Origin of the sequence: Ancylobacter defluvii, from assembly GCF_018390605.1 — a bacterium.
GTDB classification, from domain to species: Bacteria; Pseudomonadota; Alphaproteobacteria; order Rhizobiales; family Xanthobacteraceae; genus Ancylobacter; species Ancylobacter defluvii.
In genome coordinates this window covers 65569-92190 of record NZ_JAHBGD010000012.1, presented here as the reverse complement: position 1 = coordinate 92190, position 26622 = coordinate 65569, and the positions used below count along the sequence as shown (strand labels likewise).

Sequence of the window (26622 nt, the reverse complement as noted above, 5' to 3'; positions counted from 1 at the left end):
GTGGGGGACTGCGTCGGGAGGCCAAGAAGACCCCTCACCCCACCCCTCTCCCCGATGGGGAGAGGGAGAAGAAGGCGAGCCGAGAGGCGGCCGCGTCCTCCTCAGGACAGGACGACGTTCACCGCCGATTCCGGCAGTTCCTTGCCGAAGCAGCGCTGGTAGAACTCGGCCACCAGCGAGCGCTCCAGCTCGTCGCACTTGTTGAGGAAGGTCACGCGGAAGGCGAAGCCGAGCTCCTTGAAGATCTCGGCATTCTCCGCCCAGGTGATCACGGTGCGCGGGCTCATCACCGTCGACAGGTCGCCATTGATGAAGGCCTGGCGGGTGAGGTCGGCGAGGCGCACCATGCGCGAGACGGTGTCGCGGCCTTCCGTGGTCTGGAAGTGCTTGGCCTTGGAGGCCACGATATCGACCTCCTTGTCATGCGCCAGATAGTTCAGCGTGGTGACGATGGACCAGCGGTCCATCTGCGCTTGGTTGATCTGCTGGGTGCCGTGATAGAGGCCGGTGGTGTCGCCGAGGCCGATGGTGTTGGCGGTGGAGAACAGCCGGAAGGCGCCGTGCGGGCGGATGACGCGGTTCTGGTCGAGCAGCGTCAGGCGGCCGGCGCTCTCCAGCACGCGCTGGATGACGAACATCACGTCCGGGCGGCCGGCGTCATACTCGTCGAACACCAGCGCGACGTTGTTCTGGTAGGCCCAGGGCAGGATGCCGTCGCGGAACTCGGTGACCTGCAGGCCGTCCTTCACCACGATGGCGTCCTTGCCGATTAGGTCGATACGGCTGATGTGGCTGTCGAGATTGACGCGGATGCATGGCCAGTTGAGGCGGGCGGCGACCTGCTCGATGTGGCTCGACTTTCCGGTGCCGTGATAGCCGGTAACCATCACGCGGCGGTTATGCGCGAAGCCGGCAAGGATGGCGAGGGTGGTCGGGCGGTCGAACAGATAGTCCGGGTCGATGTCCGGCACATATTCGTCGGGTTCGGCATAGGCCGGCACTTCGAGATCGACGTCGAGGCCGAACACCTGACGCACCGAGACCTTCATGTCGGGCAGCGCCGGAGCTGCGTTAAGCGAGGCGGTCATTCTTCCTCCGTTGCCGCGTCGAACCGCGGGCTGGGCTGGCCAAGGCCGGGTTCTAGCAGAAGCCGGTACTCTTGAGGTGGTTATAAGCCTGGATGACGTCGCGCAGGCGATCCTCCGTCGAGGTGTCGCCGCCATTGGCATCCGGATGGAATCGCTTCACGAGCTCCTTGAAGCGCGCCTTGATCTCCTCCGTGGTCGCGCTGAATTCGAGGCCTAGGCTCTCGAAGGCGCGCCGCTCGGCATTGCGGATCATCCGGCTCTCGCGCGGCGGCTCGGGATCCGGGCGGTGGGCGCCGCCCATCTCGCCGAACATGCCGAACGGATCGGCAAAATTTTCCGGCTGGTGGTCCTGCGGGCCGCCGCGACGGCCCTTGTTGCCGCCATTCTGGCCCATCTTCCAGGTCGGGCGATGGCCGGTCAGCGCGTCCTTCTGATAGGCGGCGACGGCGTCGTCCTTCATCCCGGCGAAATAATTGTAGGACTGGTTGTACTCGCGCACATGATCGAAGCAGAAGCGCCAGAACTGGCCTTCCTGCTGCCGGCCCTTGGGCGCGCGGTGCGTCGACGCGTTGCAGCACCCCGCCCATTCGCAGACGGGGCCTTCCGCCTTCGGGCGGCGATCGCGGTCCGGCTTCACGCGGATGCGATCGAATATCGGGGAGTCGAGCTTCATGATCGGACGATTATGCTGATGCGGGGGCAGGTATACAAGAAACCAAAAGGACGTCACCGTCCTGTGTGGCGATATTGACGCGGGACTGTGCGGCGGATAGCGCACTCTTCATGAGCACCGATCCCATTTCCGGCGACGCCGTCGCCGCCCGGCTCGCCCGCGTGCGTGCGGCGCTGGCCGATCTTTCGCCGAGCGTCCTCGAACTCATCGACGAGAGCCACCGCCACGAGGGCCATGGCGGACACCGGCCGGGCCAACTCACCCATCTTCGCATCCTCATCGTCTCGGCCGCCTTTGCCGGGCAGGGGCGGCTCGCCCGCCACCGCATGGTCAACGGCCTGCTCGCCGCCGAACTGACCGGCGGTTTGCACGCGCTGGCGATCGAGGCAAAAGCTCCCGGGGAATAGGCACCGGGCGAACGGGTCCGGCGCGGGCGGCCCGAAGGGCCGGTACGCCGCTATATGGTGGATCGGCGCGGTTTTTCCATGGCGGCCGCCCCGGCCGGCTCTCGATACCGGTAAGCTCAGGCCTGGACGCGCCGCACCCGGACGGCGGCTGCCGGCGGCAGGCGCGCGGCGTCCAGCGGCACTACGCGGATCAACGTGATGCGGTTGCGCTGCTTGCGCATGATCTGGAAGCGGAAACCGTGGAAGATGAAGGCCTGGCCGGGCTCGGGGATGATGCGCGCCTCGTGGATGACCAGGCCGGCCAGCGTGGTCGCCTCCTCGTCGGGCAGCGCCCACCCCATGGCGCGGTTGAGGTCCCGGATCGCCACACTGCCCTCGACATTGACCGAGCCGTCCGGATGGCGGCGGGCGCCGGTGAAGGCGACGTCGTGCTCGTCGGCGATGTCGCCGACGATCTCCTCCAATATGTCCTCCAGCGTGACGAGGCCCATCACCTCGCCATACTCGTCGACGACGAGGGCGAAATGCTGCTTGCGGCGGCGGAACGCCTTCAACTGGTCGGCGAGCGTGGTGACGTCCGGCACGAACCACGGCTCGGCGGCGATCTTCTCGATATCCAGCTGCGCGACGTCGTTGCCGAGCGCCTGCAATTCGCGCAGCAGGTCCTTCACATGCAGCACGCCGACGATGTTGTCCGGCTTGTCCCGCCACAGCGGGATGCGGGTGAAGGGCGAGGCGAGCACCTCGCGCACCAGCTGATCCGGCGGCTCGTCGAGATCAAGGCTCATGATCTTGGTGCGGTGGACCATGATGTCGGACACTTCGAGCTCGTTGAGGTCGAGCAGGCCGCCCAGCATGTCGCGCTCGTCCTTCACCACGCTGCCCTCGCGGTGCAGCAGGTCGACGGCGCCGCGCAACTCCTCGGCGCCGGAGAGCACGCTTCGGGTCTTGCCGACCTCCAGGCCGATCACGCGCAATAGCCGGCGCACCAGCGTCTCGATGGCGAGGGTGAGCGGTCCGAACAGGCCGACGGCGAAGCGGATCGGCCGTGCCACCGCAAGGGCGACGCGCTCAGGGTGGTTGATGGCGATGGTCTTGGGCAGTACCTCGGAGAAGATGACGATGACCGCCGTCATGCCGATGGTCGCATAGGCGATGCCGGCGGTGCCGAACCAGTCGAGCAGCAGGCCGGTGGCCAGCGAGGAGGCGGCGATGTTGACGAGATTATTGCCGAGCAGGATGCCGCCGATGAGGCGTTCGCGCAGCGCCATCATGCGGTTGACCAGCGCGGCGCGGGCGTCGCCGTTCTTCTCCAGCGCGTGCATGCGTGCCTTGGAGGCGGCGGTGAGCGCGGTTTCACTGCCCGAGAAGAAGAAGGACAGCATCAGGCAGATGACGACCGCGCCGAGCGCGAGCCAATCGCTGATGATCATGGGGTTCTCCTCAGGCTGCGGTCATCGAAGCATAATGCGCATCCGGGCGGCGAGCGACGCCCGCTGAATGGGCCGGGCCGAAATCGCCGGTCCTTGCCATCGGTTGCCGGATGCGGGGCTCGGGCCTGCCCGTATCAACCCGTGCGGGGCGTCTCGGATCAAAAACGGTCCGTTGGCGGCCGCGGGCGGGGGGCTCAAGAGCGATGGCGGGTTCGGAACCCACCCGTCCTGGCCGGGGTGACGCGGTCTTGCCGCCGCCGCGCGGCTAGGCCGCCCGCTCGGCTTCCAGGAAGCGGCGGATCGCTTGCGGATCGACGTCGCCGGCGATGAAGGCCTGGCCGATGCCGCGCACCAGGATGAAGGTCAGCGCGCCGCGCGAGACCTTCTTGTCCTGGGCGATGAGGTTCATCAGCCCGTCGGTGTCGGGCAGTTCGCCGGGAATGTTCCTGATGCGGGTCGGCAGGCCGACGGCGTGGAGATGCGCCTCGACGCGCCGGGCATCCTCGGCGGTGCACAAGCCCTGCTCGGCGGAGAAGCGGAAAGCCTGCGCCATGCCCACCGCCACCGCCTCGCCATGCAAGAGGCGCTGGGAGAAGCCGGCGCCGGCCTCCAGCGCATGGCCGAAGGTGTGGCCGAGATTGAGCAAGGCGCGGTCGCCGGTCTCGAACTCGTCGCGGGCCACCACGGCCGCCTTGGAGGCGCAGCTGGTGGCGATCGCCTCGGTGCGGGCGGGCCCGCCGGCGAACACTTCCTGCCACTTGCGCTCCAGCCAGGCGAAGAAGGGGGCGTTGTCGATCAGGCCGTACTTTGCGACTTCGGCATAGCCGGCGCGGAATTCGCGCAGCGGCAGGGTGTTCAGCGCGTCGGCATCGGCCAGCACCAGGATCGGCTGGTGGAAGGCGCCGACGAGGTTCTTGCCGTGGCGCGAATTGATGCCGGTCTTGCCGCCGACCGAGGAATCCACCTGCGCCAGCAGGCTGGTCGGCAGCTGCACGAAATCGACGCCGCGCCGCAGCGCCGCCGCCGCGAAGCCGGCAAGATCGCCCACAACGCCGCCGCCGAGCGCCAGCACCAGGTCGCGCCGCTCGATGCGGGCGGCGATGAGGGCATCGACCACCTCCTCGAAGGTGGCGAAGTTCTTCGACTTCTCGCCCGGCTGGATGATGACGGTGGCGGGGACGAGGCCGGCCGCCTTCAGGCTCTCCTCGACGGCGGCGAGGTGGCGCTCGGCGACATTGGCGTCGCTGACGATGCCGACCCGCGCGCCGGGGCGCAGCGCGGCGATGCGCGCGCCGGCTTCGGCGATGAGGCCGGCGCCGATGACGATGTCGTAGCTGCGCGCGCCGAGGCCGACGCTCAGGCGCGTGGTGTCGGGGCGGTCGAGAGTGGCGGCAGCGGTCACGTGTGTTCTCCCATCGAGCTGGGCGCGCCCAGATGCTGCATCAGCGCGTCGATTACCGTCTCGACCATCACTTCCTGCGGCACGTCGTGCGAGACCACGGTGACATGCGCGCCGGCATAGACCGGATAGCGCTGCTCCATGAGGCCGGCCAGCGTGCCCTCGGGATCGGCGGTCTTGAGCAGCGGGCGATCGTCGCGCCGGCGCACGCGGCGCATCAGCACGTCGAGCTCCGCCTTGAGCCAGACGGAGACGCCGTGGCGTGCCACCATCTCGCGGGTCTCGGCATTCATCCAGGCCCCGCCGCCGGTGGCGAGCACCATCGGCCCGGCCTCCAGCAGCCGGGCGATGACGCGCTTCTCGCCGTCGCGGAAGGCCGGTTCGCCGTGATGGGCGAAGATCTCCGGTATGGTCATGCCGGCGGCCTGCTCGATTTCGATGTCGGCATCGGAGAAGGGCAGGCCGAGGCGTTTGGCCAGCCGCTTGCCGACCGAGGATTTGCCGGCGCCCATCATGCCGACGAGCACGATCGAGCGCGCGCCGAGATGCGCGCGCAGCGCGTCCGCCTTGGTGTCGCCGGGCGTGGTGGTCATGCAGTCCCTCTCGCCGGGCGACCTAGCATCCGGCACCTTGCGATGCAATCGCGCGGCGGAGGCCGGGCGCGTGGGACCGACGGATGGCGGGCTTTCGTCCCGTCGCTGAAACGCACTAGCATGGCCGGCGATCCGCCGTTCCGATTCGTCCGCCTGACCGGAGGCGCGAGAGCCTATGCCGAGCCTGATCCGTCTTCTCGTGGTGCTCGCCGTCCTCGGCGGGGTCGCCTATGGGATCATGTGGTCGCTCGCCACTCTCGTCGAGCCGCAGAAGCGCGAGATGAGCGTGCCGGTGCCGCAGGAGCGTTTCGCCAAATAGGCGGCGGCGTTTCGCCAAACAATAGGGTGTGCCGATGGGCCGTCCGGTCGCGCTGTTCCTCGACATGCTCGCCGCCGAGCGCGGGGCGAGCGCCAATACGCTCGCCGCCTACCAGCGCGATCTCGACGATTATGCCGAGTTCCTCGGCGGGCAGGACAAGGCGGCCGGGTGCGGTACGCCGGATATCCGCGCCTATCTCGCCGAGCTGACCCGGCGCGGGCTGAAGGGCGCCACCGTGGCGCGGCGGCTGTCGGCGCTGCGGCAGTTCCACCGCTTCCTCTATGTCGAGGGCTATCGCGGCGACGATCCCGCCGCGGTGCTGGAGGGCCCCAAGCGCGGCCGGCCGCTGCCCAAGGTGCTGAGCCTTGCCGAGGTGACGCGGCTGATCGAGACCGCGCATGAGCGGGCGGCCGCGGCGGCGTCCTCGCCGGCGGAAGGGGCGCGGCGGGCGCGGGTCGCCTGTTTCGTCGAGCTGCTCTACGCGACCGGGCTGCGCGTCTCCGAGCTGGCGGCGTTGCCGGCGGCGGCGGCGCGGGCCAAGGGCGACGCCATCATCGTGCGCGGCAAGGGCAACAAGGAGCGGCTGGTACCGCTTGGCGAGCCCGCCCGCGTCGCCATGGCGACCTATCGCACCGCGCTTGCCGCGGCGCGGGCCGGTAAGGAGAAGGAGCGGGAGGAGAAGGGCCGGGCGGCCACGAAGGCGACGGGTGCCAAGGAGGCCGGGGCCAACAAGGCGGGCGCCAAGGAGGAGGCGCGCTGGCTGTTTCCATCCTCCGCCGCCAGCGGCCATGTCACCCGCCAGCAGGTGGCGCTCGACCTGAAGGACCTGGCGGCCGCTTCCGGCATCGATGCCGCCAAACTCTCCCCGCACGTTCTGCGCCACGCCTTCGCCAGCCATCTGCTCGCCCATGGCGCGGAACTGCGCATGGTGCAGACGCTGCTCGGCCATTCCGACATCTCGACCACGCAGATCTACACCCATGTGCTCGACGACCGGCTGAAGAGCCTGGTGCGCGACCTGCACCCGCTTGCCGACGGCGAGGCGGAGTAGCGGCAGCACCGGGGAATCTCCGCGAGCGAGCGGCGATTGAAGGAGCTTATGTGCCGGCGGCCGGGAAGTAGACGGCCGCTGGAGCACGAATCCCGCCCACCGGCGAGACGGAATGACGCGGAATCGGCAGGCTGGGCGGCTTTGCGTCGGCGTATGCGGCACCTTGCCTTGACGTCGCCACCCTCTCGGGGCAGCTTCCGCGCGCAATCGTGGGCCGCCCGACCGGACGGTCCTTCTTCACCACAGCCGGATTTGCCGATCAGCGATGCGCAGTTACCTCGATTTTGAGAAGCCCGTGGCCGAGCTCGAGGCCAAGCTGGAGGAATTGCGCGCCATGTCCGCGCAGGGCGACGCCGTCGCCATCGGCGACGACATCGCGCGGCTGGAGACCAAGGCCAACGAGGCGCTGTTCCAGCTCTACGCCAACCTCAGCCCCTGGCAGAAGACCTCGGTGGCGCGCCATCCGCTGCGCCCGCATTTTCTCGATTACGCCTCCTATCTGTTCGAGGAGTTCACCCCGCTGGCCGGCGACCGGCTGTTCGGCGAGGACGAGGCGATCATCGGCGGGCCGGCGCGCTTCCGCGGCCGGGCGGTGATGCTGCTCGGCCATGAGAAGGGCTCCACCACCGAGACCCGCATCAAGCACAATTTCGGCATGGCGCGACCGGAAGGCTACCGCAAGGCGGTGCGCCTGATGGAGATGGCCGACCGCTTCCAGTTGCCGGTGATCTCGCTGGTCGACACCGCCGGCGCGTTTCCCGGCCTCGACGCCGAGGAACGCGGCCAGGCCGAGGCGATCGCCCGTTCCACCGATGTCTGCCTGTCGCTCGGCGTGCCGAACGTGGCGGTGATCATCGGCGAGGGCGGCTCGGGCGGTGCCATCGCCATCGCCACCACCAACCGGGTGCTGATGCTGGAACACGCCATCTACAGCGTGATCTCGCCGGAGGGGGCGGCCTCGATCCTGTGGCGCGACACCGCCAAGGCGCAGGAGGCGGCGACCAACATGAAGATCACCGCCCAGGACCTGCAGAGGTTCCACATCGTCGACCAGATCATCCCCGAGCCGGCGGGGGGCGCCCATCGCAACCCGGAAAAGGCGATGGACGGGGCGGGCGACGCCATCGAATCGGCGCTTCACGAACTCGACGGGCTCGATCCGGCGGGGCTGCGCAAGGCGCGGCGCGAGAAGTTCCTCGCCATCGGCCGCAGCCTCTAGCGCCGGTGGCGCCTTGCGGAAGAAGGCGAGGGGAGTGCGTGCCGGCCGGGCTCTTGCGGTAACGGTCTGGCAAGGATAACCCTCTAGGCTGTCGCGTCTTGGTGACCGGGATTGACGGACCGGGATTGACGGGGAGTTTCGCGTTGAGCCCATCGGCTTCTTCACGGCCCGCATATCTTTCAGCGGGCGCGCGCCTCCGGGCGCTCATGCTCGCAGGCGCGGCGGCGCTGGCGCTTGCCGGCTGCACCGGCGACGGCGGTCCCTCCGTCAACGCCAAGGCGATGAAGGCGCTGAGCCCGCAGACGCTCGCCCTCATCAGCGAGAAGGGCATGTCGAAGGACAGCCCCATCGTGGTGCGCATCTACAAGGAAGAATCCGAGCTCGAAGTGTGGAAGGAAAACACTTCGGGCGAGTACGCGCTCCTGAAGACCTACCCGATCTGCCGCTGGTCCGGCGAGCTCGGCCCCAAGGTGAAGGAAGGCGACCGGCAGGCGCCGGAAGGCTTCTACACCATCACCCCGGGCCAGATGAACCCGAACTCCAGCTACTATCTCTCCTTCAATCTCGGCTTTCCCAATGCCTATGACCGCGCCTGGGGCCGCACCGGCGCGCATCTGATGGTGCATGGCGACTGCTCCTCGGCCGGCTGCTACGCGATGACCGACGAGCAGATCCAGGAGATCTTCGCGCTGGGGCGCGAAAGCTTCCAGGGCGGGCAGCGCGCCTTCCAGGTGCAGGCCTATCCGTTCCACATGACGGCCGACAATCTCGCCCGCCACCGCAACAACCCGAACCTGGCCTTCTGGCGCATGCTGAAAGAGGGCAGCGATACCTTCGAGGTGACGCGGCAGCTGCCCAAGGTCGATGTCTGCGGCCGGCGCTATGTGTTCAACGCCACCCCGGCGGACCCGAACGCCCGCTTCGATCCCAACGCGCCGTGCCCGGAATTCACGCAGCCGGGCGGGCTCGGCGAGGCGATCGCGGCGCGCAAGGCGACGGATTCGCAGAAGATAGCCTCCGCCTCCATGCCTGCCGCGCCGGTGAAGACCGGCAAGGATGGCGGCATGAACAAGGTGTTCCTCGCCAAACTGGCCAACCCGCAGGCCAAGGCACCGGGTTCGCTGCCGGCGGTGGTGAAGCCGCCCGGCTCGGATTACGGCGTCGCCACCAACGAGCCGGCGCCGGCCGACAGCATCGCGCTGGCCACCGCCGACCAGGTGCCGATGGCCGCCAATGTGCCGCTGCCGGAGCCGCGCCCTGCCGATGCGCCGGCCGGCCTTGCCCCGCAACTGGCCTCCACCAGCGAAATGTCGCTGTTCGGGCGTCCCGCCCCGGCACCGACCGCACAGGTGGCCTCCCTCGACCAGGGCGGCGCTTCAAGTGGGCTGCTTGCCAGCGTGAACCGCCTGCTCGGCCGCAGCGAGACGCCGGCCGAACCGGCCGTGCCGCTGGCGCCCGCCGCCGCGGCTTCGCCTGCTGCCGAGTCGCCGGCGCCTTCGGGTCTTTCCGCCCTTAGCAACTGGCTGACAGGCAAAAGCGCCGAGCCGGCTCCCGCGCCGGCGGCCTCCGCTGTCGCCCCCGCCGATGTGCCGGTGCCGCCGGTGCGTCCGTCGGCGCCGCGGGCCGCTGCCCCGGCTGCCACGCCGCAGCCGCAGGTGGGCCGGGCAACTTCGGGTGTCGCGCCCGTCGCTGCGGCGAGCGCACCGGTCAGTGCCCCGACGCCGATTGCCGCCGCCGCGCCGGCATCCAATGGCGCGCTGCCCGGTGCCTCGATCCTGTCGACGGGAACGTTCTCCTCGTCTGCGGCGGTGCAGTAGCGCCCCTCTCTCTGGTGACAATCCATCAAGAAAAAAGGCGCCCGCCAAACCGGCCGGCGCCTTTTTTCGTTGGCGGTTGTCCAGCGCGATCGCCGGTGGAGGGGGCTGCCGAGGGTGCCGCTGTCTTTGCCGGAAAGGTGGTGAGTGCGCGCGTCTCAGGGGCGGCCGGTTCTCCGCCTCGCGGTGGAGCGAAGGGGCGGCACCGGCGGATGATTATCCGCGCAGCGCGGTGTGCCGAGGGGCTCCTTAGCCTTTACCTGGCGAGCGGAGGGAAGGCGCCGGGGCCGTGCGCAACCCGTCTCCTTGCCAGAGCCCGACGCTCAGGCGATGGCACAGCTGTGGATGGCGGCCACCCGCCAGCCGGAGGCCGTCAGGCGCCACACCCGGCTGAATCGCAGCGCCGCGGTGAACGGCACGCCCCCGGCGATGCCCTCGGCATCGGCGCGTAGCACCGTGTGGACGTTGTGCGCGTCGAGCGCGCGGATCCGCAGATCGGAGAAGGCGACGCGGTGCAGCCGCAGCGTGCCCGAGCGGTGCAGGTCGAGGTCGGCCTGTTTGTCGAGGATGCGGCCGGACATGTCGACGAACACCATGTCGTCGGCCAGCAGGGCATCGAGCGCCGCGACGTCGCCGGCGAGCGCCGCCAGGCGGAGGCGCTCCTCCGCCGCGGCGATCTCGTCGAGGATGCCGGCCGCCGCGATCATGTGAAGCGGCCGTGGCAGTGCTTGTATTTCAGGCCGGAGCCGCAGGGACAGGGCTCGTTGCGTCCCACACGGCCCCAGCTCGCCGGGTCGCTCGGGTCGCGGGCCGGCTCCGCCGGGGCGAGGGTCGCCGCGTCGAAACTCTCACCGGCCAGTTGAGCGAACTCGTCTTCGCCGGTCATGGCATCGATATGATGCGCGCTCATCATCGGCGGCTCCTCCGGCGGCGGCGCGGTCATGATCTCCACCCGCATCAGCTGGGCGGTGACCGCCTCGCGCAGGCTGGCGAGCATCGCCTCGAACAGCTGGAAGGCTTCCGACTTGTACTCGTTCAGCGGGTCGCGCTGGCCGTAGCCGCGCAGGCCGATCACCTGGCGCAGATGGTCGAGGGTGACGAGATGCTCGCGCCAGAGATGGTCGAGCGTCTGCAAGAGGATCGACTTCTCGACATAGCGCATGATCTCGGGGCCGTATTTGGCCGCCTTCGCCGCCATCGCCTCGTCGGCGCGGGCCTGGATGCGCTGGCGCAGCTCCTCGTCGGCGATGCCTTCCTCGTGGCCCCACTCGACCACCGGCAGGTCGAGGCCGAGCACGTTACGCAGCTGCTCGGCAAGCCCGGCGGTATCCCATTGCTCGGGATAGGCGGTGGGCGGCACGTGCTTGGCGACGATGTCCTCGATGATGCCGTGGCGCATCTCGGCGACGGTCTCGGCGACGTCCTCGTCCTGCATCAGCTCGACGCGCTGCTCGAACACCACCTTGCGCTGGTCGTTCATCACGTCGTCGTATTTCAGCAGGTTCTTGCGGATGTCGTAGTTGCGCGCCTCGACCTTCTGCTGCGCCTTCTCCAGCGCCCGGTTGATCCAGGGATGGATGATCGCCTCGCCTTCCTTGAGGCCGAGCTTCTGCAGCATGCCGTCGAGCCGGTCCGACCCGAAGATGCGCATCAGGTCGTCTTCCAGCGACAGGAAGAAATGCGAGTGGCCGGGATCGCCCTGACGGCCGGAACGACCGCGCAGCTGGTTGTCGATGCGTCGGCTCTCGTGGCGCTCGGTGCCGATGACGTAGAGCCCGCCCGCCTCCAGCGACTTCTTCTTCAGCCGCGCGATCTCGTCGCGGATGGCCTGCTCAGCGCTGGCGCGCTGCTCGCCCTCGGGCAGGTCGGCAAGCTCGTGCGAGATGCGCATGTCGGCATTGCCGCCGAGCTGGATGTCGGTGCCGCGGCCGGCCATGTTGGTGGCGATGGTGATGGCGCCGGGCACGCCGGCCTGGGCGACGATGTAGGATTCCTGCTGGTGGTGGCGGGCGTTCAGCACCGCGAACACCTTGTCGTCGGCCTTGCCCTGATCGCCGTCATAAAGCGGGCGGAAGGCGTCCGGGTCGCTGAAGTCCTTCTGCTTGAAGCCGCGCTTCTTGAGCAGTTCGGCGAGCAGTTCGGACTTCTCGATCGAGGTGGTGCCGACCAGCACCGGCTGGCCGCGCTGCTTGCAGTCGGTGATCAGCTCGATGATGGCGTTGTATTTCTCGTTCGCCGTCCGGTAGACCTCGTCGTCGTCGTCGATACGCTTGACCGGCAGGTTGGTCGGGATCTCGATGACTTCGAGATTGTAGATGTCCTGGAACTCCGCCGCCTCGGTATTCGCCGTGCCGGTCATGCCGGCCAGCTTCTCATACATGCGGAAGTAGTTCTGGAAGGTGATGGAGGCCAGAGTCTGGTTTTCCGGCTGGACCTGCACGCGCTCCTTGGCCTCCAGCGCCTGATGCAGGCCCTCGGAGTAGCGGCGGCCCGGCATCATGCGGCCGGTGAACTCGTCGATGATGACCACCTCGTCATTGCGGACGATGTAGTCCTTGTCGCGCTGGAACAGCGTGTGGGCGCGCAGCGCCTGGTTGACGTGGTGCACCACCGAGACGTTCTCGACGTCGTACAGGCTGTCGCCCTTGAGCAGGCCGGCGTCGCGCAGCAGGGTCTCGATCTTCTCCATGCCGCCCTCGGTCAGGGCGACGGAGCGCTGCTTCTCGTCGACGTCGTAATCCTGCTTCGACAGCTTTGGAATGTAGGTGTCGATGGTGTTGTAGAAATCCGAGCGGTCGTCGAGCGGGCCGGAGATGATCAGCGGCGTCCGCGCCTCGTCGACCAGGATCGAATCGACCTCGTCGACCACTGCGAAATAATGCGGGCGCTGCACCATCTGGTTCAGCTCGTACTTCATGTTGTCGCGCAGATAGTCGAAGCCGAGCTCGTTATTGGTGGCGTAGGTGATGTCGCAGGCATAGGCCTCGCGGCGCTCATTGTCGTCCATGCCGTGGACGATGATGCCGGTGGAGAGGCCGAGGAAGCGGTAGACGCGGCTCATCCATTCGGCGTCACGGCGCGCGAGGTAGTCGTTCACGGTGACGACATGCACGCCCTTGCCGGTCAGCGCGTTGAGATAGACCGGGGCGGTGGCGACCAGCGTCTTGCCTTCGCCGGTGCGCATCTCGGCGATGCCGCGCTCGTGCAGCACCATGCCGCCGATGAGCTGGACGTCGAAATGCCGCTGGCCGAGCGCGCGCCGGGCGGCCTCGCGCACGGTGGCGAAAGCGGGCACCAGCAGGTCGTCGAGGCTGGTGCCATTGGCGAACTGCTCCTTGAACTGCGCGGTGCGGGCGCGCAGTTCCTCGTCGGTCAGCTTCACCAGCTCCGGCTCGAGCGCGTTGATGGCGGCGACTTTCGGCTGGTAGCCGCGCACGCGGCGGTCATTGGCCGATCCGAAGAGCTTTCGCGCGAGAGCGCCGAACATGAGGCTTCCAATCCGTTCCCGCCAAGTCGGAGAACGAAGCGCGGCGGTGACGGGCCGCCGGCCCCGCTTGTCGCAGGCTCCCGCCGGCCGGGAGCATCTGCCGGTTCACCGAAACCCCTTTTGCGGCCGAAATGGGTCTTTCGAACGAAGCCGACACGCCTCGCGAGCGGTCGCCAGCGTCACAAAGACGCGAGCGACCGGAAGGCTTCGCGGTGCGTGCCACACTTATGAACGGGTTTAGGGGTTGTCAATCGCAGGCGCGACGCCCTTTTCATGCCGATACCGGAGAGAGGGGCGCTTGCAACCGACCACGTTCCGGGCCAGCTTTCGCCCGCCCGTACCGCGGACAACCGCAAACCTGCGAGGAACGCTTTCCATGACCCCCACCCGTCCGCACGCCACCAAGGCGCCGATCCGCGCGCGCGCCCTGATGGGCGCCGGTGCGCTCGCCCTGATCCTCGGCGCCGCGCTCGTCCTGCCGGGCGCCCCCGTTCAGGCGCAGACGGCGCCTGCGGCTCCCGCACAGGCCGCTCCCGCACAAGCCGCTCCCGCACAAGCCGCGCCCGCGCAGGCCGCCGACACCGTGCTCGCCACCGTCAACGGCACGGCGATCACCCGCGCCGACGTGACCGCTGCCGCCGTCGAGCTGGGGCCGAACCTGCCGCCGCAGATCCAGGGCCCGGCCCGCGACGAATATGTGCTCGGCTTCCTGATCGACCTCACCGCCATGGCCCAGGCGGCCGAGGTGCAGAAGCTGGACGAGACCGAGGATTTCAAGCGCCAGCTCGACTTCATCAAGAAGCGCGTGCTGATGCAGGCGGCGCTGGAGCAGGCGGCGAAGGCGGCGGTGACCGACGAGGCGCTGAAGAAGACCTATGAAGAAGCGCTGAAGCAGCAGAAGCCGGAAGAGGAGGTGCATGCGCGCCACATCCTGTTCCGCGCCGACGCCAACGACAAGGCGGCCTCCGAGGCGGCGGAGAAGAAGGCCAAGGACGTCGAGGCGCGGCTGAAGAAGGGCGAGGATTTCGCCAAGCTGGCCAGCGAGCTCACCGAGGATCCCTCGGGCAAGCAGGATGGCGGCGATCTCGGCTTCTTCACCAAGGACCAGATGGTGCCGGAATTCGCCGAGAAGGCGTTCTCGATGAAGCCGGGCGACATTTCCGAGCCGGTGAAGACCCAGTTCGGCTGGCATGTCATCAAGGTGGAGGAGAAGCGCCAGAAGCCGCTGCCGACCTTCGACGAGGTGCGGCCGCAGATCGAGCAGTATCTGGTGCAGAAGGCGCAGGCCGACGCGGTGCAGAAGACCCGCGACGCCGCCAAGGTGGAGAAGACCGCCGCGGCGCCGAAGCCTTCCGACCTGACCACCCAGCCGGCCGCGCCCGCCGAGGCGCCGAAGCCGGCGCAGTGAGTTTGGTCTCCGGGCGGCGGCTTCGTGGCGCTGTCCGGGCCACGTGACGGGAGGCCGTCCGGCGCGCGCTGGGCGGCCTTCTCGCATTGTTCAAGGCCGACTTTTCTTGCGCGGAGAACGGTGGAACGGATGCCATCGGAGACGCCCGCCCCGAGTTACTTCCCGTGAAAGGCGATTTCCGCACATCCCCGGCCGCTCGCCATCTTCCATCCGGCCGCCGGGGCACTGCTCGGACCCAGGGCGTTCGCCGACCGTCGCTCAGCGCCGCGTCACGCCGCGTGCGATCTGGCGGGCGAAGGAATTGAACCCCTCGAGGTCGTCGTCGAGTCGGCGGACCAGCAGCCGCGCCCACAGGAAGCCGCTGACGATGTCGAGCGTGGTGTCGAGGTCGAAGCCCTCGTCGAGCTCGCCGCGCGCGCGGGCGCGCTCGAACACCGCCGCGACGTGGTGGCGCCGCTCGCCGAGGAAGCTGCGCAGCGCCTCGAGCGCCGATGGCTCGGACTGGGCCTCGGCGATGATGGAGCGGAAGATGTCGCCGGCCGGTGTCTCCCGCCAGAACCGGGAGACGCTGCAGAGCATGGAGGCGAGGTCGCCCTCCAGCGTGCCGGTGTCGTCGTCTGTGAGCACGAGCTTCTGGCGGGCATAGACGTCGAGCAACAGTGCCGCCTTGCCGTTCCACCAGCGATAGATGGTCGGCTTGCCGGCGCCGGCGCGCTTCGCAACCTGCTCGATGGAGAAGCCGGCATAGCCGGCCTCGGCGAGCAGGTCCTGCGCAGCGTCGAGGATGGCGTCGGCGGACGCCTTGCTCCGGCGGGGACCCGCCGAGGTGCGGCCGGCGGCGCCGGGGCGCGCCGTGCCGGGCTCGGATCGGTCGTCGCGAAGGGCGGGCCTCGGTTCGGCGGGTGCGTCATTCATGGCGGCAGGCTCTGCGGGTCGGACATCCGGGCTGCATTGTAGCGCCGTTCCTCAACTTGACAAAACGAAACGGATCGTTTTAATATACGAAACGTTCCGTTTCGTATAGGCGTCCTCCATGGCACAGGCACCCAATTTCTCGCGCTCCCGTTTCACTGTGGCTGTGATGCTGGCGGTCTACCCGCTGGTCACCGCGCTGCTCTACGCCGTCATGCCCCTCACGCCCGACTGGCCGCTGTGGATGCGCACGCTGGTGGTGGTGCCCGTGATGGCGGTGGCCATGGTGTGGGTGCTGATCCCCCGTATCCACCGTCATCTCAGCCTCTGGCTGCATCCCTGATCGCCGGCATCCCCCGTCCGAGGCGGGCGGGAGCCTCCGCATCCACGAGCGCGTCGCCGTCTTGCCGCGCGCCCGTCTTGCCGCGCCCGTCTTGCGGATGTCGCGCGCTTGGGGCACATCCGTGCGGCCTCGTTCCCGCCCGGAGTTGCCCCGCATGGCCCATGACGCTCCCGTCTCCCCCCTCGCGCCCAAAAGCGTTCCCGATGTTGGCCCGATCGAGGGCGTGCGCTTCGCCACCGCGGCGGCGGGCATCCGCTACAAGGGCCGTACCGACGTGCTGTTGCTGGCGCTCGACGAGGGCACGACGGTGGCGGGGGTGTTCACCAAGTCGAAATGCCCTTCCGCGCCGGTGGAGTGGTGCCGGGACAACCTGCCCGGCGGGCTCGCCCGCGGCCTGGTGGTGAATTCTGGCAACGCCAACGCCTTCACCGGCCAGAAGGGCCGCGAGGCGACCGCGCTGACCGCCAAGATCGCCGCCAAGGCGCTGGGTTGTGCCGAGGCCGAAATCTTCCTTGCCTCCACCGGGGTAATCGGCGAGCCGCTCGACGCCACCAAATATGACGGCGTGCTCGAGGCGACCGCCGCCCGGCTGGCGCCGCTGCCCTGGATCGACCCGGCGCGGGCGATCATGACCACCGACACCTTTCCCAAGCTGGCCACCGCCACCGCCAGCATTGGCGGGGTGAGCGTGACCATTGCCGGCATCGCCAAGGGCGCCGGCATGATCGCCCCGGACATGGCCACCATGCTGTCCTTCGTGTTTACCGACGCGCCGATCGCCGCCCCCGCGCTGCAGGCGCTGCTGTCGCGCGGGGTCACCGACAGTTTCAACGCCGTGACCATCGATGGCGACACCTCGACCTCCGACACGCTGATGCTGTTCGCCACCGGCACGGCCGAAAAGCGCGGCGCCCCGCGCATCACCGAGGCCACCGACCGGCGGCTGTCCTCCTTCCGCAAGGCGCTGACCACGGTGCTGGCCGATCTGGCCGAGCAGGTGGCGCGCGACGGCGAGGGCGCCCGCAAGCTGGTGAAGATCGAGGTGACGGGTGCCACTTCCAAGCGCTCGGCGCGGCGCATCGCCATGTCGATCGCCAATTCGCCGCTGGTGAAGACGGCGGTGGCCGGCGAGGACGCCAATTGGGGCCGCATCGTCATGGCAGTCGGCAAGGCCGGCGAGCCGGCCGAGCGCGACAAGCTGTCGATCTCGTTTGGCGGCATCCGCGTCGCCCATGAAGGCGCGCGCGATCCCTCTTATGACGAGGCGCAGGTCTCGACCTATATGAAGAACGACGTCATCGACATCCAGGTCGACATCGGCCTCGGCGGCTCGTCCGACCGGGTGATGACCTGCGATCTCACCAAGGAATATGTCGCCATCAACGGCGACTACCGGTCGTGAAGCTCGTCCTGGTCGCCGCTTGCGCACTGGTGGATGCCGACGGGCGGGTGCTGCTCGCCCAGCGGCCGGAAGGCAAGCAACTCGCCGGCCTGTGGGAATTTCCCGGCGGCAAGGTCGAGCCCGGCGAGCGGCCGGAGGAATGCCTGATCCGCGAACTCGCCGAGGAGCTCGGCATCACGGTGAAGGAGCCGTGCCTGGCGCCGCTGACCTTCGCCAGCCATACCTATGAGAGCTTCCAGCTGCTGATGCCGCTGTGGATCTGCCGGCGCTGGGATGGCCAGGCGCAAGGCCGCGAGGGCCAGAAGCTCGCCTGGGTGCGGGCGGGCCGGCTGCGCGACTATCCGATGCCACCGGCCGACGAGCCGCTGATTCCGGTGCTCATCGACCTGCTCGGGCCGGGGCGGGACTAGAACCCTTTGGTTCAGCGAGGCTCTAGGAGCCTTCCCCGGGCAGCTTGTGCTCCGCCGCCTTCAGCGCGTCGGCGAGCCGCAGCTTGGCGGAGCCGGGGCGCAGCGGCTTCTGCTGGCTGTCATGCGGGCCCCAGCCGGAAATCCAGGCGATCTCGAACGTTGCCCGCAGCCGCCCGTCCGGATCGGCGAAGCGCTCGGCATAGACCTCGAACAGCCGGGCGAGCGTGGCGCGGCGCAGCGGCGCGCGGCGGCGGGCGTTGAGCGGGTTGGCGGCGCCCATGCGGCGCAGGTCGGCCATCAGCGCCAGCGGGTGATCGTAGCGCACCACCACGCGGTCGACATCGGTGACCGGCAGGGCGAGGCCGGCGCGCTGGACCAGGCCGCCGAGGTCGCGCAAATCGGCAAACGGCGCCACCCGCGGCGAGATGCCGCCGGTGGTGTCGCTCTCGGCAATGGCGAAAGCCTCGCGCAGCTCGGCCAGCGTGCCGGCACCGAACAGGCAGGCCAGCAGCAGCCCGTCCGGCCGCAGCGCGCGGCGGATCTGGGCCAGCGCGCCGGGCAGGTCGTTCACCGTCTGCAGCGCGAGGGCGGAAACCACCAGATCGAGCGAGGCCGGGCCGAAGGGCGGCAGTTCCGGATCGGCCGCGGCATCGTTGTCCACGCGCTCGGGCGGACCGAAGGTGAACAGCCGGCCGATGCTCGGGATGGCGGCGAGGGCGCGGGCAAGGGCGGCGGTGGGTGTGCCGAGATCGGCGGCGACGGCGAATTGCCGGCTCACCGCGCCGAGCCGGTCGGCGAGGTCCTCGGCGACGCGGTCGATGAGGAAGGTTTCCGGGCCGAGCGCCAGTGCCCGCCGCCGCCGGGCGGCGAGGGCGCGGGAATCGAAGATCTGATGGGGGGCTGAGGATTCGGGACCGGACATGTGCGACGCTCCTTGCCCCTGCCATAGGCCGATGCGGGCGTCGGGTCAAAGCACCCACTCAGGAGATTCGGCGGGGAAGGCGGTCCTGCCCGCCGGGTGAAGGGGCGCCGGGCGGATCGGCCCGCTCAGCCCGGTAGCGCTTCATGGCGGCCATGCTTGGCGCTGCCTCGTCGAGCGGGGAGGCAGGGCGTCGGGCTCGCGGCGGCGCCTTTGCTGTCCCGGCGATCGCCCCGCTCTCCAGATCGATAAGAAAGTTCTCTGCGTCCAATGAGTTGGAGTGGATCCTCCTTTCTATGGACGTTCAGCTTTCGCCGAACATGCTCTAGTATGGCGGCATGGACGATGCCGCGCCCGATCCTGGCCGCCTTGCCGATGCGCTCGCCGCCGCCTTCACGCGGATGGGGCGGGGAACGTTGCGCGCGCTCACGTCCTTCGGCCAGGCCGGGCTCGACTATGCACTGCCGCCGACCTGCATGGCCTGCACGCGCGCCGTGAGCGAACCGGGCGGGCTGTGCGCCTCCTGCTGGGGGCGGCTGGACTTCATCACCGAGCCGCTTTGCCACCGGCTCGGCATCCCCCTGCATGAAGGCGAGAGCCGGCTGTCGCCGGCGGCGCTGGAACATCCGCCGGCCTATGGCCGGGCGCGGGCGGCCGCCAGCTTCGGCGAAGTGGCGCGCGATCTGGTGCACGGTCTCAAATATGCCGACCGCACCGATCTCGCCGATCCGCTCGCCGGACTGATGGCGCGGGCGGGAGCGGAACTTCTCCACGATGCCGAGGCGCTGGTGCCGGTGCCGCTGCATCCGCGCCGGCTGTTCCGGCGCCGCTTCAACCAATCGGCGCTGCTGGCGCTGGGGATCGAGCGGCGCAGCGGGGTGCCGATGCGTGCCGGCTGGCTGGCGCGCACGCGGGCGACGACGCCCCAGGTCGGCCTCGACCGGGCGGCGCGGGCCGGCAATGTCGCCGGCGCCTTCGCGGTGCCGGAGGCCGCGCGCGCCGAGGTGGCGGGGCGGTGCATCGTGCTGGTCGATGACGTGCTGACCACCGGGGCGACCATCGACGCCTGCGCCAAGGCGCTGATGCGCGCCGGGGCGAAGCGGGTGGATGTGCTGGTGTTCGCGCGGGTTGTTGACGCAGTGACGACGCCCATATCATAGAACGACGGCTTCGCGCCCGCGGCGACACGGCGGGGCGGGCAGGAATGGCGCGGGAGGAATGCCATGGCGCAGATCGAGATCTACACGACCTACACCTGTCCCTATTGCCATGCCGCCAAGGATCTCCTGAAGCGCAAGCGCGCCACCTTCTCCGAGATCAACGTCGCCGGCGACCCGGTGATGCGCTCCACCATGTCCGGCCGCGCCAATGGCCGCACCAGCGTGCCGCAGATCTTCATCGACGGGCAGCATGTCGGCGGCTGCGACGATCTTTATGCGCTCGACGAGGCTGGCCAGCTGGACCCGCTGCTCGCCCGCTGACCCCTCCGCCCAACCGAGTTCAGGCCATGACCGCTTCCGTTTCCGACGCCGCTTCCCGACCGCTGCATCTCGGCGCGCCCTTCAAGGCGGCGCTGGTGCAGATGCGCACCGCCAAGAGCGTCGCGGCCAATGTCGAGGCGGCCTCCGGGCTGATCCGGGCGGCAGCGGCCGAGGGGGCGACTTATGTGCAGACGCCGGAAATGACCGGCACCATGGAGGAAAACCGGCAGGCGCTGTTCGCGGTGCTGCAGGAGGAGGAGACCGACCCGGCGCTCGCCGCCTTTCGCGCGCTGGCCAAGGAGCTCGGCATCCATCTGCATATCGGCTCGCTGGCGATCAAGGCGGGCTCGCACCGGGCGGCCAACCGCTCCTTCCTGATCGGGCCGGCCGGCGCGATCCTCGCCCGCTACGACAAGATCCACATGTTCGACGTCGACCTGCCCAATGGCGACGTCTATCGCGAATCCGAGGCCTATCGCCCCGGCGAGATCGCCGTGCATGCCGATCTGCCGGAGATCCGCATCGGCCTGACCATCTGCTACGACCTGCGCTTCCCGGCGCTGTTCCGGGCGCTGGCCGAGGCGGGGGCGGGGATGCTCGCCGTGCCGGCCGCCTTCACCAAGACCACCGGCGAGGCGCACTGGCATGTGCTGTTGCGCGCCCGCGCCATCGAGACCGGCTCCTTCGTGCTTGCCGCCGCGCAAGGCGGCACCCATGAGAACGGGCGCGAGACCTTCGGCCATTCGCTGATCATCGATCCGTGGGGGCGCATCCTCGCCGAGGCCGGCACCGAGCCGGGCTTCATCTCGGCGGTGATCGACCCGGCCGAGGTGGCGGCGGTGCGCCGGCGCATTCCCTCGCTGGAGAACGGGCGGCGCTTCGAGCTTCTGCCCGAGCCGGGTGCGGGACGGCTGCATCTGGCGGCATCCGGCCCGGCGCCGGCGGGAGACGCGGCATGATCCTCTATTCGCTCTGCTGCGAAAAGGAGCACGCCTTCGACAGCTGGTTCCGCGATTCCGCCGCTTATGACCAGCAGAAGGCGCGCGGGCTGGTGGCTTGTCCGGTCTGCGGTTCCACGCAGGTGGAAAAGAGGCTGATGGCCCCGGCGCTCGGTGCCGGCGCGCGCAAGCGCGAGGTGGAGCCGGCGCCGGCATCGGAACCGGCCGTGGTCGAGCGGGGCGTGCCGGAAAAGCTCGCCATTCTCTCCGAGAAGGAACAGGCGCTGCGGGCGATGCTCCGCGCGGTGCGCGAGCAGGTGGTCAGGAATTCCGACTATGTCGGCGAGGAGTTCGCGACGCTCGCCCGGCAGATGCATGAGGGCGAGGTGGAGCAGCGCTCGATCTATGGCGAGGCCAGTTCCGAGGAGGTGCGCGCGCTGATCGAGGACGAGATCGAGGTGATGCCGCTGCCGAGCCTGCCGGACGAGCGCAACTGAGGCCGACGGCGCCGCTTATGGGAATGTCCATGCAGGCGGCGGCTCGACTGGCCCTGGTTCTGGCTGTGGGGGGAACGCTGCACGCCAGCCCGACGCAGGCGCAGGGCACGATGCCGGCCCGGCCGCATCTCTACGAACTCATCAGCCGGGAACCCTATCGTTCGACCTGGAACCGGCTGATCGCCCCGGTGCTGAAGAACGACCGCTGGCTCAAGGGCGCGCGGGGAGTGTGGGTGCCGCTGCAGCCGGTCGCGCTGAACGGCGTGCGCGTCAACATCTACGTGCTCTGCAAGCCGACCGGCTGCGTTTACGGCAAGATCAGCGCCATTTTCGCAGCCGACGGGCACCGGGCCTATGGCGCCTTCCGCAATGCCACCGGCACGCAGATCCTCGGCTCTCCCCCGCTCGCCGAGCACAAGGCGCTGCTGGCGGCGCTGCACTAGCTGGAATTGGCCCGAGGGCTTCAGCCGCCCGCGGGCGCGGGTGCCGGCGGGCCGGGCGGTGCCGCGCTTGCCTTCAGGATCTCGGGCAGAAGCCGGCTGCGCAGGCCCTCGGCGTCGATGGGGCCGATATATTTGTAGGCGATGCGCCCGTCGCGGCCGATGACGAACGTCTCCGGCACGCCATAGACGCCCCATTCGATGGCGGCCCGGCCATTGGGGTCCACGCCGACCGCGGCATAGGGATTGCCGAAGGTGCCGAGGAAGCGGCGGGCATTGCCGGCCTCATCCTTGTAGTTGAGGCCGACCAGACGGAAGCCCGGCATTTGCGACAGCTGCACCAGGAAGGGATGCTCGTCGCGGCAGGGCACGCACCAGGAGGCGAAGACGTTGAGCACCGTCACCTCGCCCATGCCGATGGCGCCGGCGGGCAGGCCCGGCACCGGCACGCCGTCGCGGGCCAGCCCTTCCAGCGGCGGCAGGTCGAGCGCCGGGGCCGGACGGCCGATCAGCACCGAAGGCAGGCGGGAGGGATCGCCGGAGAACAGCCGGCCGTAGAACAGCACCACCAATGCCAGGAACAGCGCCAGCGGCAGCAGGAGCAGCAGGCGGCGGCGCAGCGGCGAGCGGGCTTCCGCAGGCGGGTTACCGGCCATTGCCGGCACCCGTGCTGGAGCGGCGGCGGATGCCGCGGGCTTCCATCGCCGCCAGCCGGCGACGTACGGCGCGGCCATCGAGCGCGATCCACAGCGCGAGGGCGGCGATCGCCAGGGCGCTGGCGCCATAGGCGGCGGCGATGAAGAAGGCGTGGGTGTCGGCCATTTGAAAGCGCCCTATGCGTGCACGGCTTCGGCGGCGGTGCGCGCTTCCAGCACGCGGAGCCGCCGGCGCAGGATCTCGGTGCGCATGGCGGCGAGGTGCAGCGTCAGCATCAGCAGGGTGAAGCCGAGCGCGGTGGCGAATAGCGGCCACAGCAGGCTCGAATGAATGCTCGGCCCGCCCATGCGGAACACCGAGGCCGGCTGGTGCAGCGTGTTCCACCAATCGACGGAGAATTTGACGATCGGCACATTGATGAAGCCGACCAGCGTCAGCACCGCGGCGGCGCGGCCGGCCTGGTTGGGGTCGTCGATCGCCGAGCGCAGCGCCAGCAGGCCGAGATAAAGCAGCAGCAACACCAGCATGGAGGTGAGGCGCGCGTCCCACACCCAATAGGTGCCCCACATCGGCCGGCCCCACAGCGAGCCGGTGACGAGGCACAGAAAGGCGAACAGCGCGCCGATGGGAGCGAGCGCCTTGTGGGCGACATCGGCCAGCGGATGGCGCCAGACCAATATGCCGAGCGAGGAGAGGGCGAGCAGCGAATAGCCGAGCATGGCGAGCCAGGCGAAGGGCACATGAATGTACATGATGCGCACCGTCTCGCCCTGCTGGTAATCGGCGGGCGCGCGGAAGGCGAGCAGGAAGCCGATAGCCAGGGTGACGGCGGTGGCGGCGGCGAGCCACGGCAGCACCCGCCCGGAGAGGGCGAGGAAACGGGTGGGGTTCGCAAGGTCCATCAGCGCCATAGCGCGGTTCTAATCCGCGCCGGGCGGGCCGGCAACATGGCGGGGGTGCGGCGGAACGCGTATGTGATGCTGCGCAAGGGCCAGGGGTCGGCGTGCAGCCGGCCATGCGTGGCGGGTTGGACCGACGTTGTGCTTCGTCGTCGCGCCGCCAGCGGCGCCTTCGGTCCGGCGTCCGTGCAGCGCCCGCATGAGGCGGCAGGGCAGGGGGCCGGAACCCGCCGGCAAAGGCCGGTGGCAAAGGGGACTAGGGTTCCGCTGGTGCTGCCCGTCGACAAGGGAGCGAGCGGCCATCCAAGCCGCCCGCAATGTGGGCAGGCGGGCGATCTCCTTGCCGGGATGTCCTTCAGGCGCACATGTGCAGCCGTCTGGCGAAGGGTGCCGGATATTGCGTAACGTCATGACGCGGCTAGCGAATGTCTTCGAGCCGTGCGGCAGCGGCGGCAGGGGAGTCGCCGAAGGCGTCCATGGCTTGAACTTCTTGCCCGGGAATGCCACCAGACATTGCCGGACCGCCAATCCGGCGGCGTCACGACGCCGTGAAGCGCGGCCTCCGCCATGTCCGGGCCACATCCGCCCGTTTGAACGACGCTTCGATTCGAGGCTGGAGATTCGATGCCCGTGAAACGCGCCGCCCTCATTCCGCTTGCGCTCGCCGTCTTCGCCACCCTGCCGGCGGCGGGGGGCCAGGCCAAAACCACCGCCGAGCAGATGCTGATGCTGGATCCCGCCGCGCGGGTGGAGCAGCGCTGCAATTCGCGCGGCATGGGCGAGATCGAACGCGAGCATAAAAGCCTGCATCCCGACGAACTGGTGGCCTATGCCTATGCCAACACCAAGCTGAACAAGCAGCATCTGGTGGCCAGCGGCGCGGCGGTGCGCAGCGGCAGCACCTGGTACCACATGTCCTACAGCTGCGAGACCGCCCATGACGGGATGGACATCAAGTCCTTCTCCTATCAGCTCGGCGAGGCGATCCCCCGCTCCGAATGGGAGGCGCATTATCTGGTGGCGCCATGACCGGTGCCGGGCACCGCAATTCGGCGCTTTCCATGGCTTTGCCGCGGGTTTCCTTGACTTCGTCACACTTGGCTTGTAGACCCCCGCCATTCTCGCACGATCCGCGAGCCGTCCCACCGCCCGGCCCTTGAGGCCGGAGGTTCCCGCCCGACAGCGCGATGCGCCCTCGGGCGCGTTCGGCATTGCGTGGTCTCCGGCGTGAAAATGGAGCCCGAACGCATGTTCGATTCACTGAGCGACCGCCTTGGCGGCATACTCGACCGGCTGAAGAAGCGCGGCGCCCTCTCCGAGGCCGACGTCGGCGAGGCCATGCGCGAGGTGCGCCGGGCGCTGATCGAGGCCGACGTGGCGCTCGATGTGGTGCGTTCGTTCACCGACAAGGTGCGCACCCGCGCGGTCGGCGCCGAGGTGGTGAAATCGGTCACCCCCGGCCAGATGGTGGTGAAGATCGTCCATGACGAGCTCATCGCCATGCTCGGCTCCGACGCCAAGCCGATCGACCTCGAGGCCGCCCCGCCGGTGCCGGTGCTCATGGTCGGCCTGCAGGGTTCGGGCAAGACAACCTCCACCGCCAAGATCGCCAAGCGCCTGAAGGACCGGGTCGGCCGCAAGGTGCTGATGGCCTCGCTCGACACCCGCCGCCCGGCGGCGATGGAGCAGCTTGCCACGCTCGGCAAGCAGGTCGGCGTCGAGACGCTGCCGATCGTCGCCGGCCAGTCGGCGGTGCAGATCGCACGGCGTGCGATGGAAGCCGCCCGGCTCGGCGGCTTCGACGTCGTCATGCTCGACACTGCCGGCCGCGTCACCCTCGACGAGGCGCTGATGGCGGAAGTGGCCGAGGTGAAGGCCGCTACCGGCCCGCACGAGGTGCTGCTGGTCGCCGACAGCCTCACCGGCCAGGACGCGGTGAACACAGCCAAGGCATTCGACGAGCGCGTCGGGCTGACCGGCATCGTGCTGACCCGCGCCGATGGCGACGGGCGCGGCGGTGCGGCTCTTTCCATGCGCGCGGTGACCGGCAAGCCGATCAAGCTGATCGGCACCGGCGAGAAGATGGACGCGCTGGAGGATTTCGATCCCCGCCGCGTCGCCGGCCGCATCCTCGGCATGGGCGACGTGGTGTCGCTGGTCGAGAAGGCGGTCGAGAACATCGACGCCGAAAAGGCGATGGCCGCCGCCGAGCGGATGCGCAAGGGCAATTTCGATCTCGACGACCTGCGCATGCAGCTCGACCAGATGGAGAAGCTCGGTGGTCTCGGCGGGCTGATGGGCATGCTGCCCGGCATCGGCAAGCTGAAGAACCAGATGGCCAATGCCAATCTCGACGACAAGGTGATCCGTCGCCAGAAAGCGGTCATCGATTCGATGACCAAGAAAGAGCGGCGCAACCCGAAGTTGCTGGACGCCTCGCGCAGGAAGCGCATCGCCGCTGGTTCCGGCACCAAGGTCGAGGACGTCAACAAGCTGATGAAGATGCACCGCCAGATGGCGGACATGATGAAGGCGATGGGTGCCTCGGCCGGCGGCAAGCGCGGTGGCCCGATGGCCGGTCTCGCCAACATGTTCGGACTGGGTGGCGGTATGCCCAAGCCCGAGGACCTCGCCAAGCTCGCCGAGAAGATGCCCGGCGGCATGGGCGGCGGCGGGCTCCCCGCGAAATTCCCCGGCAACCTTTCCGGACTTCCGGGCGGTTTTCCGGGCCTCGGCAACAAGCCGGGCGGGCTTCCGGGCCTTCCGGGCTTCCCGCCGAAGAAGAAGTGAAATCGACGCCGGCCCTGTGCCGGTTCGCCTATTGAAGACTGAA

Annotated in this window: 28 protein-coding genes; 16 read left to right on the top strand and 12 right to left on the bottom strand. The window is 69.0% G+C overall.

All coding sequences use genetic code 11. The features are described 5' to 3' along the window. Window positions 1-101: 101 nt before the first annotated feature. Window positions 102-1088, bottom strand: coding sequence for a cobaltochelatase subunit CobS (gene cobS, locus KHC24_RS08340; RefSeq protein ID WP_213362243.1), 987 nt, complete (start codon window positions 1086-1088; stop codon window positions 102-104). A 52-nt stretch (window positions 1089-1140) separates the two neighbouring features. Beyond that, window positions 1141-1761, bottom strand: a complete 621-nt coding sequence (locus tag KHC24_RS08335) for a J domain-containing protein (RefSeq protein WP_213362229.1) — start codon at window positions 1759-1761, stop codon at window positions 1141-1143. 110 nt (window positions 1762-1871) lie between these two features. Between KHC24_RS08335 and KHC24_RS08330 the strand changes: the two genes are divergently transcribed. Continuing rightward, window positions 1872-2168 (top strand): BolA family protein, encoded by a 297-nt coding sequence (locus KHC24_RS08330; RefSeq protein ID WP_213362227.1) that lies wholly within the window; start codon window positions 1872-1874, stop codon window positions 2166-2168. Between the two features lie 116 nt (window positions 2169-2284). On the opposite strand, the gene KHC24_RS08325 is transcribed toward KHC24_RS08330, so the two are convergent. The 3 genes from KHC24_RS08325 to KHC24_RS08315 all read right to left on the bottom strand — a co-directional run bounded on the left by KHC24_RS08325 (window position 2285) and on the right by KHC24_RS08315 (window position 5593). After that, window positions 2285-3601: an HlyC/CorC family transporter gene (locus KHC24_RS08325; protein WP_213362225.1), complete on the bottom strand. Its 1317-nt coding sequence runs from the start codon at window positions 3599-3601 to the stop codon at window positions 2285-2287. 265 nt (window positions 3602-3866) lie between these two features. After that, window positions 3867-5003, bottom strand: coding sequence for a 3-dehydroquinate synthase (gene aroB / locus KHC24_RS08320; RefSeq protein ID WP_213362223.1), 1137 nt, complete (start codon window positions 5001-5003; stop codon window positions 3867-3869). Beyond that, window positions 5000-5593 (bottom strand): shikimate kinase, encoded by a 594-nt coding sequence (locus KHC24_RS08315; protein ID WP_213362221.1) that lies wholly within the window; start codon window positions 5591-5593, stop codon window positions 5000-5002. The genes aroB and KHC24_RS08315 overlap by 4 nt, the downstream gene beginning before the upstream one ends. Window positions 5594-5768: 175 nt before the next feature. Between KHC24_RS08315 and KHC24_RS08310 the strand changes: the two genes are divergently transcribed. The 4 genes from KHC24_RS08310 (at window position 5769) to KHC24_RS08295 (ending at window position 9999) form a co-directional block, all read left to right on the top strand. Then, window positions 5769-5912, top strand: coding sequence for a hypothetical protein (locus KHC24_RS08310; protein WP_213362219.1), 144 nt, complete (start codon window positions 5769-5771; stop codon window positions 5910-5912). A gap of 34 nt (window positions 5913-5946) precedes the next feature. After that, window positions 5947-6963, top strand: coding sequence for a tyrosine recombinase (locus tag KHC24_RS08305; RefSeq protein WP_213362217.1), 1017 nt, complete (start codon window positions 5947-5949; stop codon window positions 6961-6963). Between the two features lie 265 nt (window positions 6964-7228). Continuing rightward, window positions 7229-8182 carry an acetyl-CoA carboxylase carboxyltransferase subunit alpha gene (locus KHC24_RS08300; RefSeq protein ID WP_213362210.1) on the top strand — a complete coding sequence of 318 codons (954 nt, stop codon included), beginning with the start codon at window positions 7229-7231 and terminating at the stop codon, window positions 8180-8182. A gap of 206 nt (window positions 8183-8388) precedes the next feature. Then, a complete protein-coding gene (locus KHC24_RS08295; RefSeq protein WP_246546403.1) occupies window positions 8389-9999 on the top strand; it encodes a L,D-transpeptidase family protein in 1611 nt (536 codons plus the stop codon). Between the two features lie 320 nt (window positions 10000-10319). Here KHC24_RS08295 and KHC24_RS08290 read toward each other — a convergent pair whose 3' ends face one another. Both KHC24_RS08290 and secA read right to left on the bottom strand, forming a co-directional pair. After that, entirely contained in the window at window positions 10320-10703 is a 384-nt protein-coding gene (locus KHC24_RS08290) for a nuclear transport factor 2 family protein (RefSeq protein ID WP_213362201.1), read from the bottom strand. Beyond that, window positions 10700-13483 (bottom strand): preprotein translocase subunit SecA, encoded by a 2784-nt coding sequence (secA, locus tag KHC24_RS08285; RefSeq protein WP_213362193.1) that lies wholly within the window; start codon window positions 13481-13483, stop codon window positions 10700-10702. Before secA ends, KHC24_RS08290 begins: the two co-directional genes overlap by 4 nt. A gap of 376 nt (window positions 13484-13859) precedes the next feature. Here secA and KHC24_RS08280 point away from each other — a divergent pair, with 376 nt between their 5' ends. Next, window positions 13860-14891 (top strand): peptidylprolyl isomerase, encoded by a 1032-nt coding sequence (locus KHC24_RS08280; protein ID WP_213362186.1) that lies wholly within the window; start codon window positions 13860-13862, stop codon window positions 14889-14891. A gap of 258 nt (window positions 14892-15149) precedes the next feature. On the opposite strand, the gene KHC24_RS08275 is transcribed toward KHC24_RS08280, so the two are convergent. Continuing rightward, a complete protein-coding gene (locus KHC24_RS08275; RefSeq protein ID WP_213362184.1) occupies window positions 15150-15806 on the bottom strand; it encodes a TetR/AcrR family transcriptional regulator in 657 nt (218 codons plus the stop codon). Window positions 15807-15924: 118 nt separating this feature from the next. On the opposite strand from KHC24_RS08275, the gene KHC24_RS08270 reads away from it, so the two are divergent. From KHC24_RS08270 to mutT, 3 genes are all read left to right on the top strand, one after another. Continuing rightward, entirely contained in the window at window positions 15925-16146 is a 222-nt protein-coding gene (locus KHC24_RS08270; RefSeq protein ID WP_213362171.1) for a putative antibiotic biosynthesis monooxygenase, read from the top strand. A gap of 154 nt (window positions 16147-16300) precedes the next feature. Further along, entirely contained in the window at window positions 16301-17548 is a 1248-nt protein-coding gene (gene argJ / locus KHC24_RS08265) for a bifunctional glutamate N-acetyltransferase/amino-acid acetyltransferase ArgJ (RefSeq protein WP_213362169.1), read from the top strand. After that, complete coding sequence (mutT, locus tag KHC24_RS08260) at window positions 17545-17958, top strand: 8-oxo-dGTP diphosphatase MutT (RefSeq protein ID WP_213362167.1); 414 nt, start codon at window positions 17545-17547, stop codon at window positions 17956-17958. Before argJ ends, mutT begins: the two co-directional genes overlap by 4 nt. Before the next feature lie 22 nt (window positions 17959-17980). Here the strand turns inward: mutT and KHC24_RS08255 are convergent, their stop codons facing one another. Continuing rightward, window positions 17981-18880 (bottom strand): methyltransferase domain-containing protein, encoded by a 900-nt coding sequence (locus KHC24_RS08255; protein ID WP_213362165.1) that lies wholly within the window; start codon window positions 18878-18880, stop codon window positions 17981-17983. Window positions 18881-19215: 335 nt separating this feature from the next. On the opposite strand from KHC24_RS08255, the gene KHC24_RS08250 reads away from it, so the two are divergent. The 5 genes from KHC24_RS08250 (at window position 19216) to KHC24_RS08230 (ending at window position 22236) form a co-directional block, all read left to right on the top strand. Further along, the gene (locus KHC24_RS08250) at window positions 19216-20037 is read left to right on the top strand and encodes a ComF family protein (RefSeq protein ID WP_213362163.1); all 822 of its coding nucleotides are present in this window, start codon (window positions 19216-19218) and stop codon (window positions 20035-20037) included. 63 nt (window positions 20038-20100) lie between these two features. After that, window positions 20101-20358 (top strand): glutaredoxin 3, encoded by a 258-nt coding sequence (grxC, locus tag KHC24_RS08245; protein WP_213362161.1) that lies wholly within the window; start codon window positions 20101-20103, stop codon window positions 20356-20358. Window positions 20359-20384: 26 nt separating this feature from the next. Further along, a complete protein-coding gene (locus KHC24_RS08240) occupies window positions 20385-21317 on the top strand; it encodes a carbon-nitrogen hydrolase family protein (protein ID WP_213362147.1) in 933 nt (310 codons plus the stop codon). Then, window positions 21314-21793 carry a DUF1178 family protein gene (locus KHC24_RS08235; RefSeq protein WP_213362145.1) on the top strand — a complete coding sequence of 160 codons (480 nt, stop codon included), beginning with the start codon at window positions 21314-21316 and terminating at the stop codon, window positions 21791-21793. The genes KHC24_RS08240 and KHC24_RS08235 overlap by 4 nt, the downstream gene beginning before the upstream one ends. A gap of 29 nt (window positions 21794-21822) precedes the next feature. Next, window positions 21823-22236 (top strand): Ivy family c-type lysozyme inhibitor, encoded by a 414-nt coding sequence (locus KHC24_RS08230; protein WP_213362143.1) that lies wholly within the window; start codon window positions 21823-21825, stop codon window positions 22234-22236. 20 nt (window positions 22237-22256) lie between these two features. Here the strand turns inward: KHC24_RS08230 and KHC24_RS08225 are convergent, their stop codons facing one another. From KHC24_RS08225 to KHC24_RS08215, 3 genes are read right to left on the bottom strand one after another with little or no spacing between them, the layout of a single operon-like run. After that, window positions 22257-22889, bottom strand: a complete 633-nt coding sequence (locus tag KHC24_RS08225; RefSeq protein ID WP_213362141.1) for a DsbE family thiol:disulfide interchange protein — start codon at window positions 22887-22889, stop codon at window positions 22257-22259. Further along, a complete protein-coding gene (gene ccmD / locus KHC24_RS08220; protein WP_213362134.1) occupies window positions 22879-23055 on the bottom strand; it encodes a heme exporter protein CcmD in 177 nt (58 codons plus the stop codon). Before ccmD ends, KHC24_RS08225 begins: the two co-directional genes overlap by 11 nt. Window positions 23056-23066: 11 nt before the next feature. Continuing rightward, window positions 23067-23801: a heme ABC transporter permease gene (locus tag KHC24_RS08215; RefSeq protein WP_213362110.1), complete on the bottom strand. Its 735-nt coding sequence runs from the start codon at window positions 23799-23801 to the stop codon at window positions 23067-23069. Window positions 23802-24413: 612 nt separating this feature from the next. On the opposite strand from KHC24_RS08215, the gene KHC24_RS08210 reads away from it, so the two are divergent. Together KHC24_RS08210 and ffh are read left to right on the top strand one after the other, a co-directional pair. Continuing rightward, window positions 24414-24818: a DUF930 domain-containing protein gene (locus tag KHC24_RS08210; protein WP_246546400.1), complete on the top strand. Its 405-nt coding sequence runs from the start codon at window positions 24414-24416 to the stop codon at window positions 24816-24818. 219 nt (window positions 24819-25037) lie between these two features. Beyond that, the gene (ffh, locus tag KHC24_RS08205; protein WP_213362108.1) at window positions 25038-26579 is read left to right on the top strand and encodes a signal recognition particle protein; all 1542 of its coding nucleotides are present in this window, start codon (window positions 25038-25040) and stop codon (window positions 26577-26579) included. The last annotated feature ends 43 nt before the right edge of the window (window positions 26580-26622 follow it).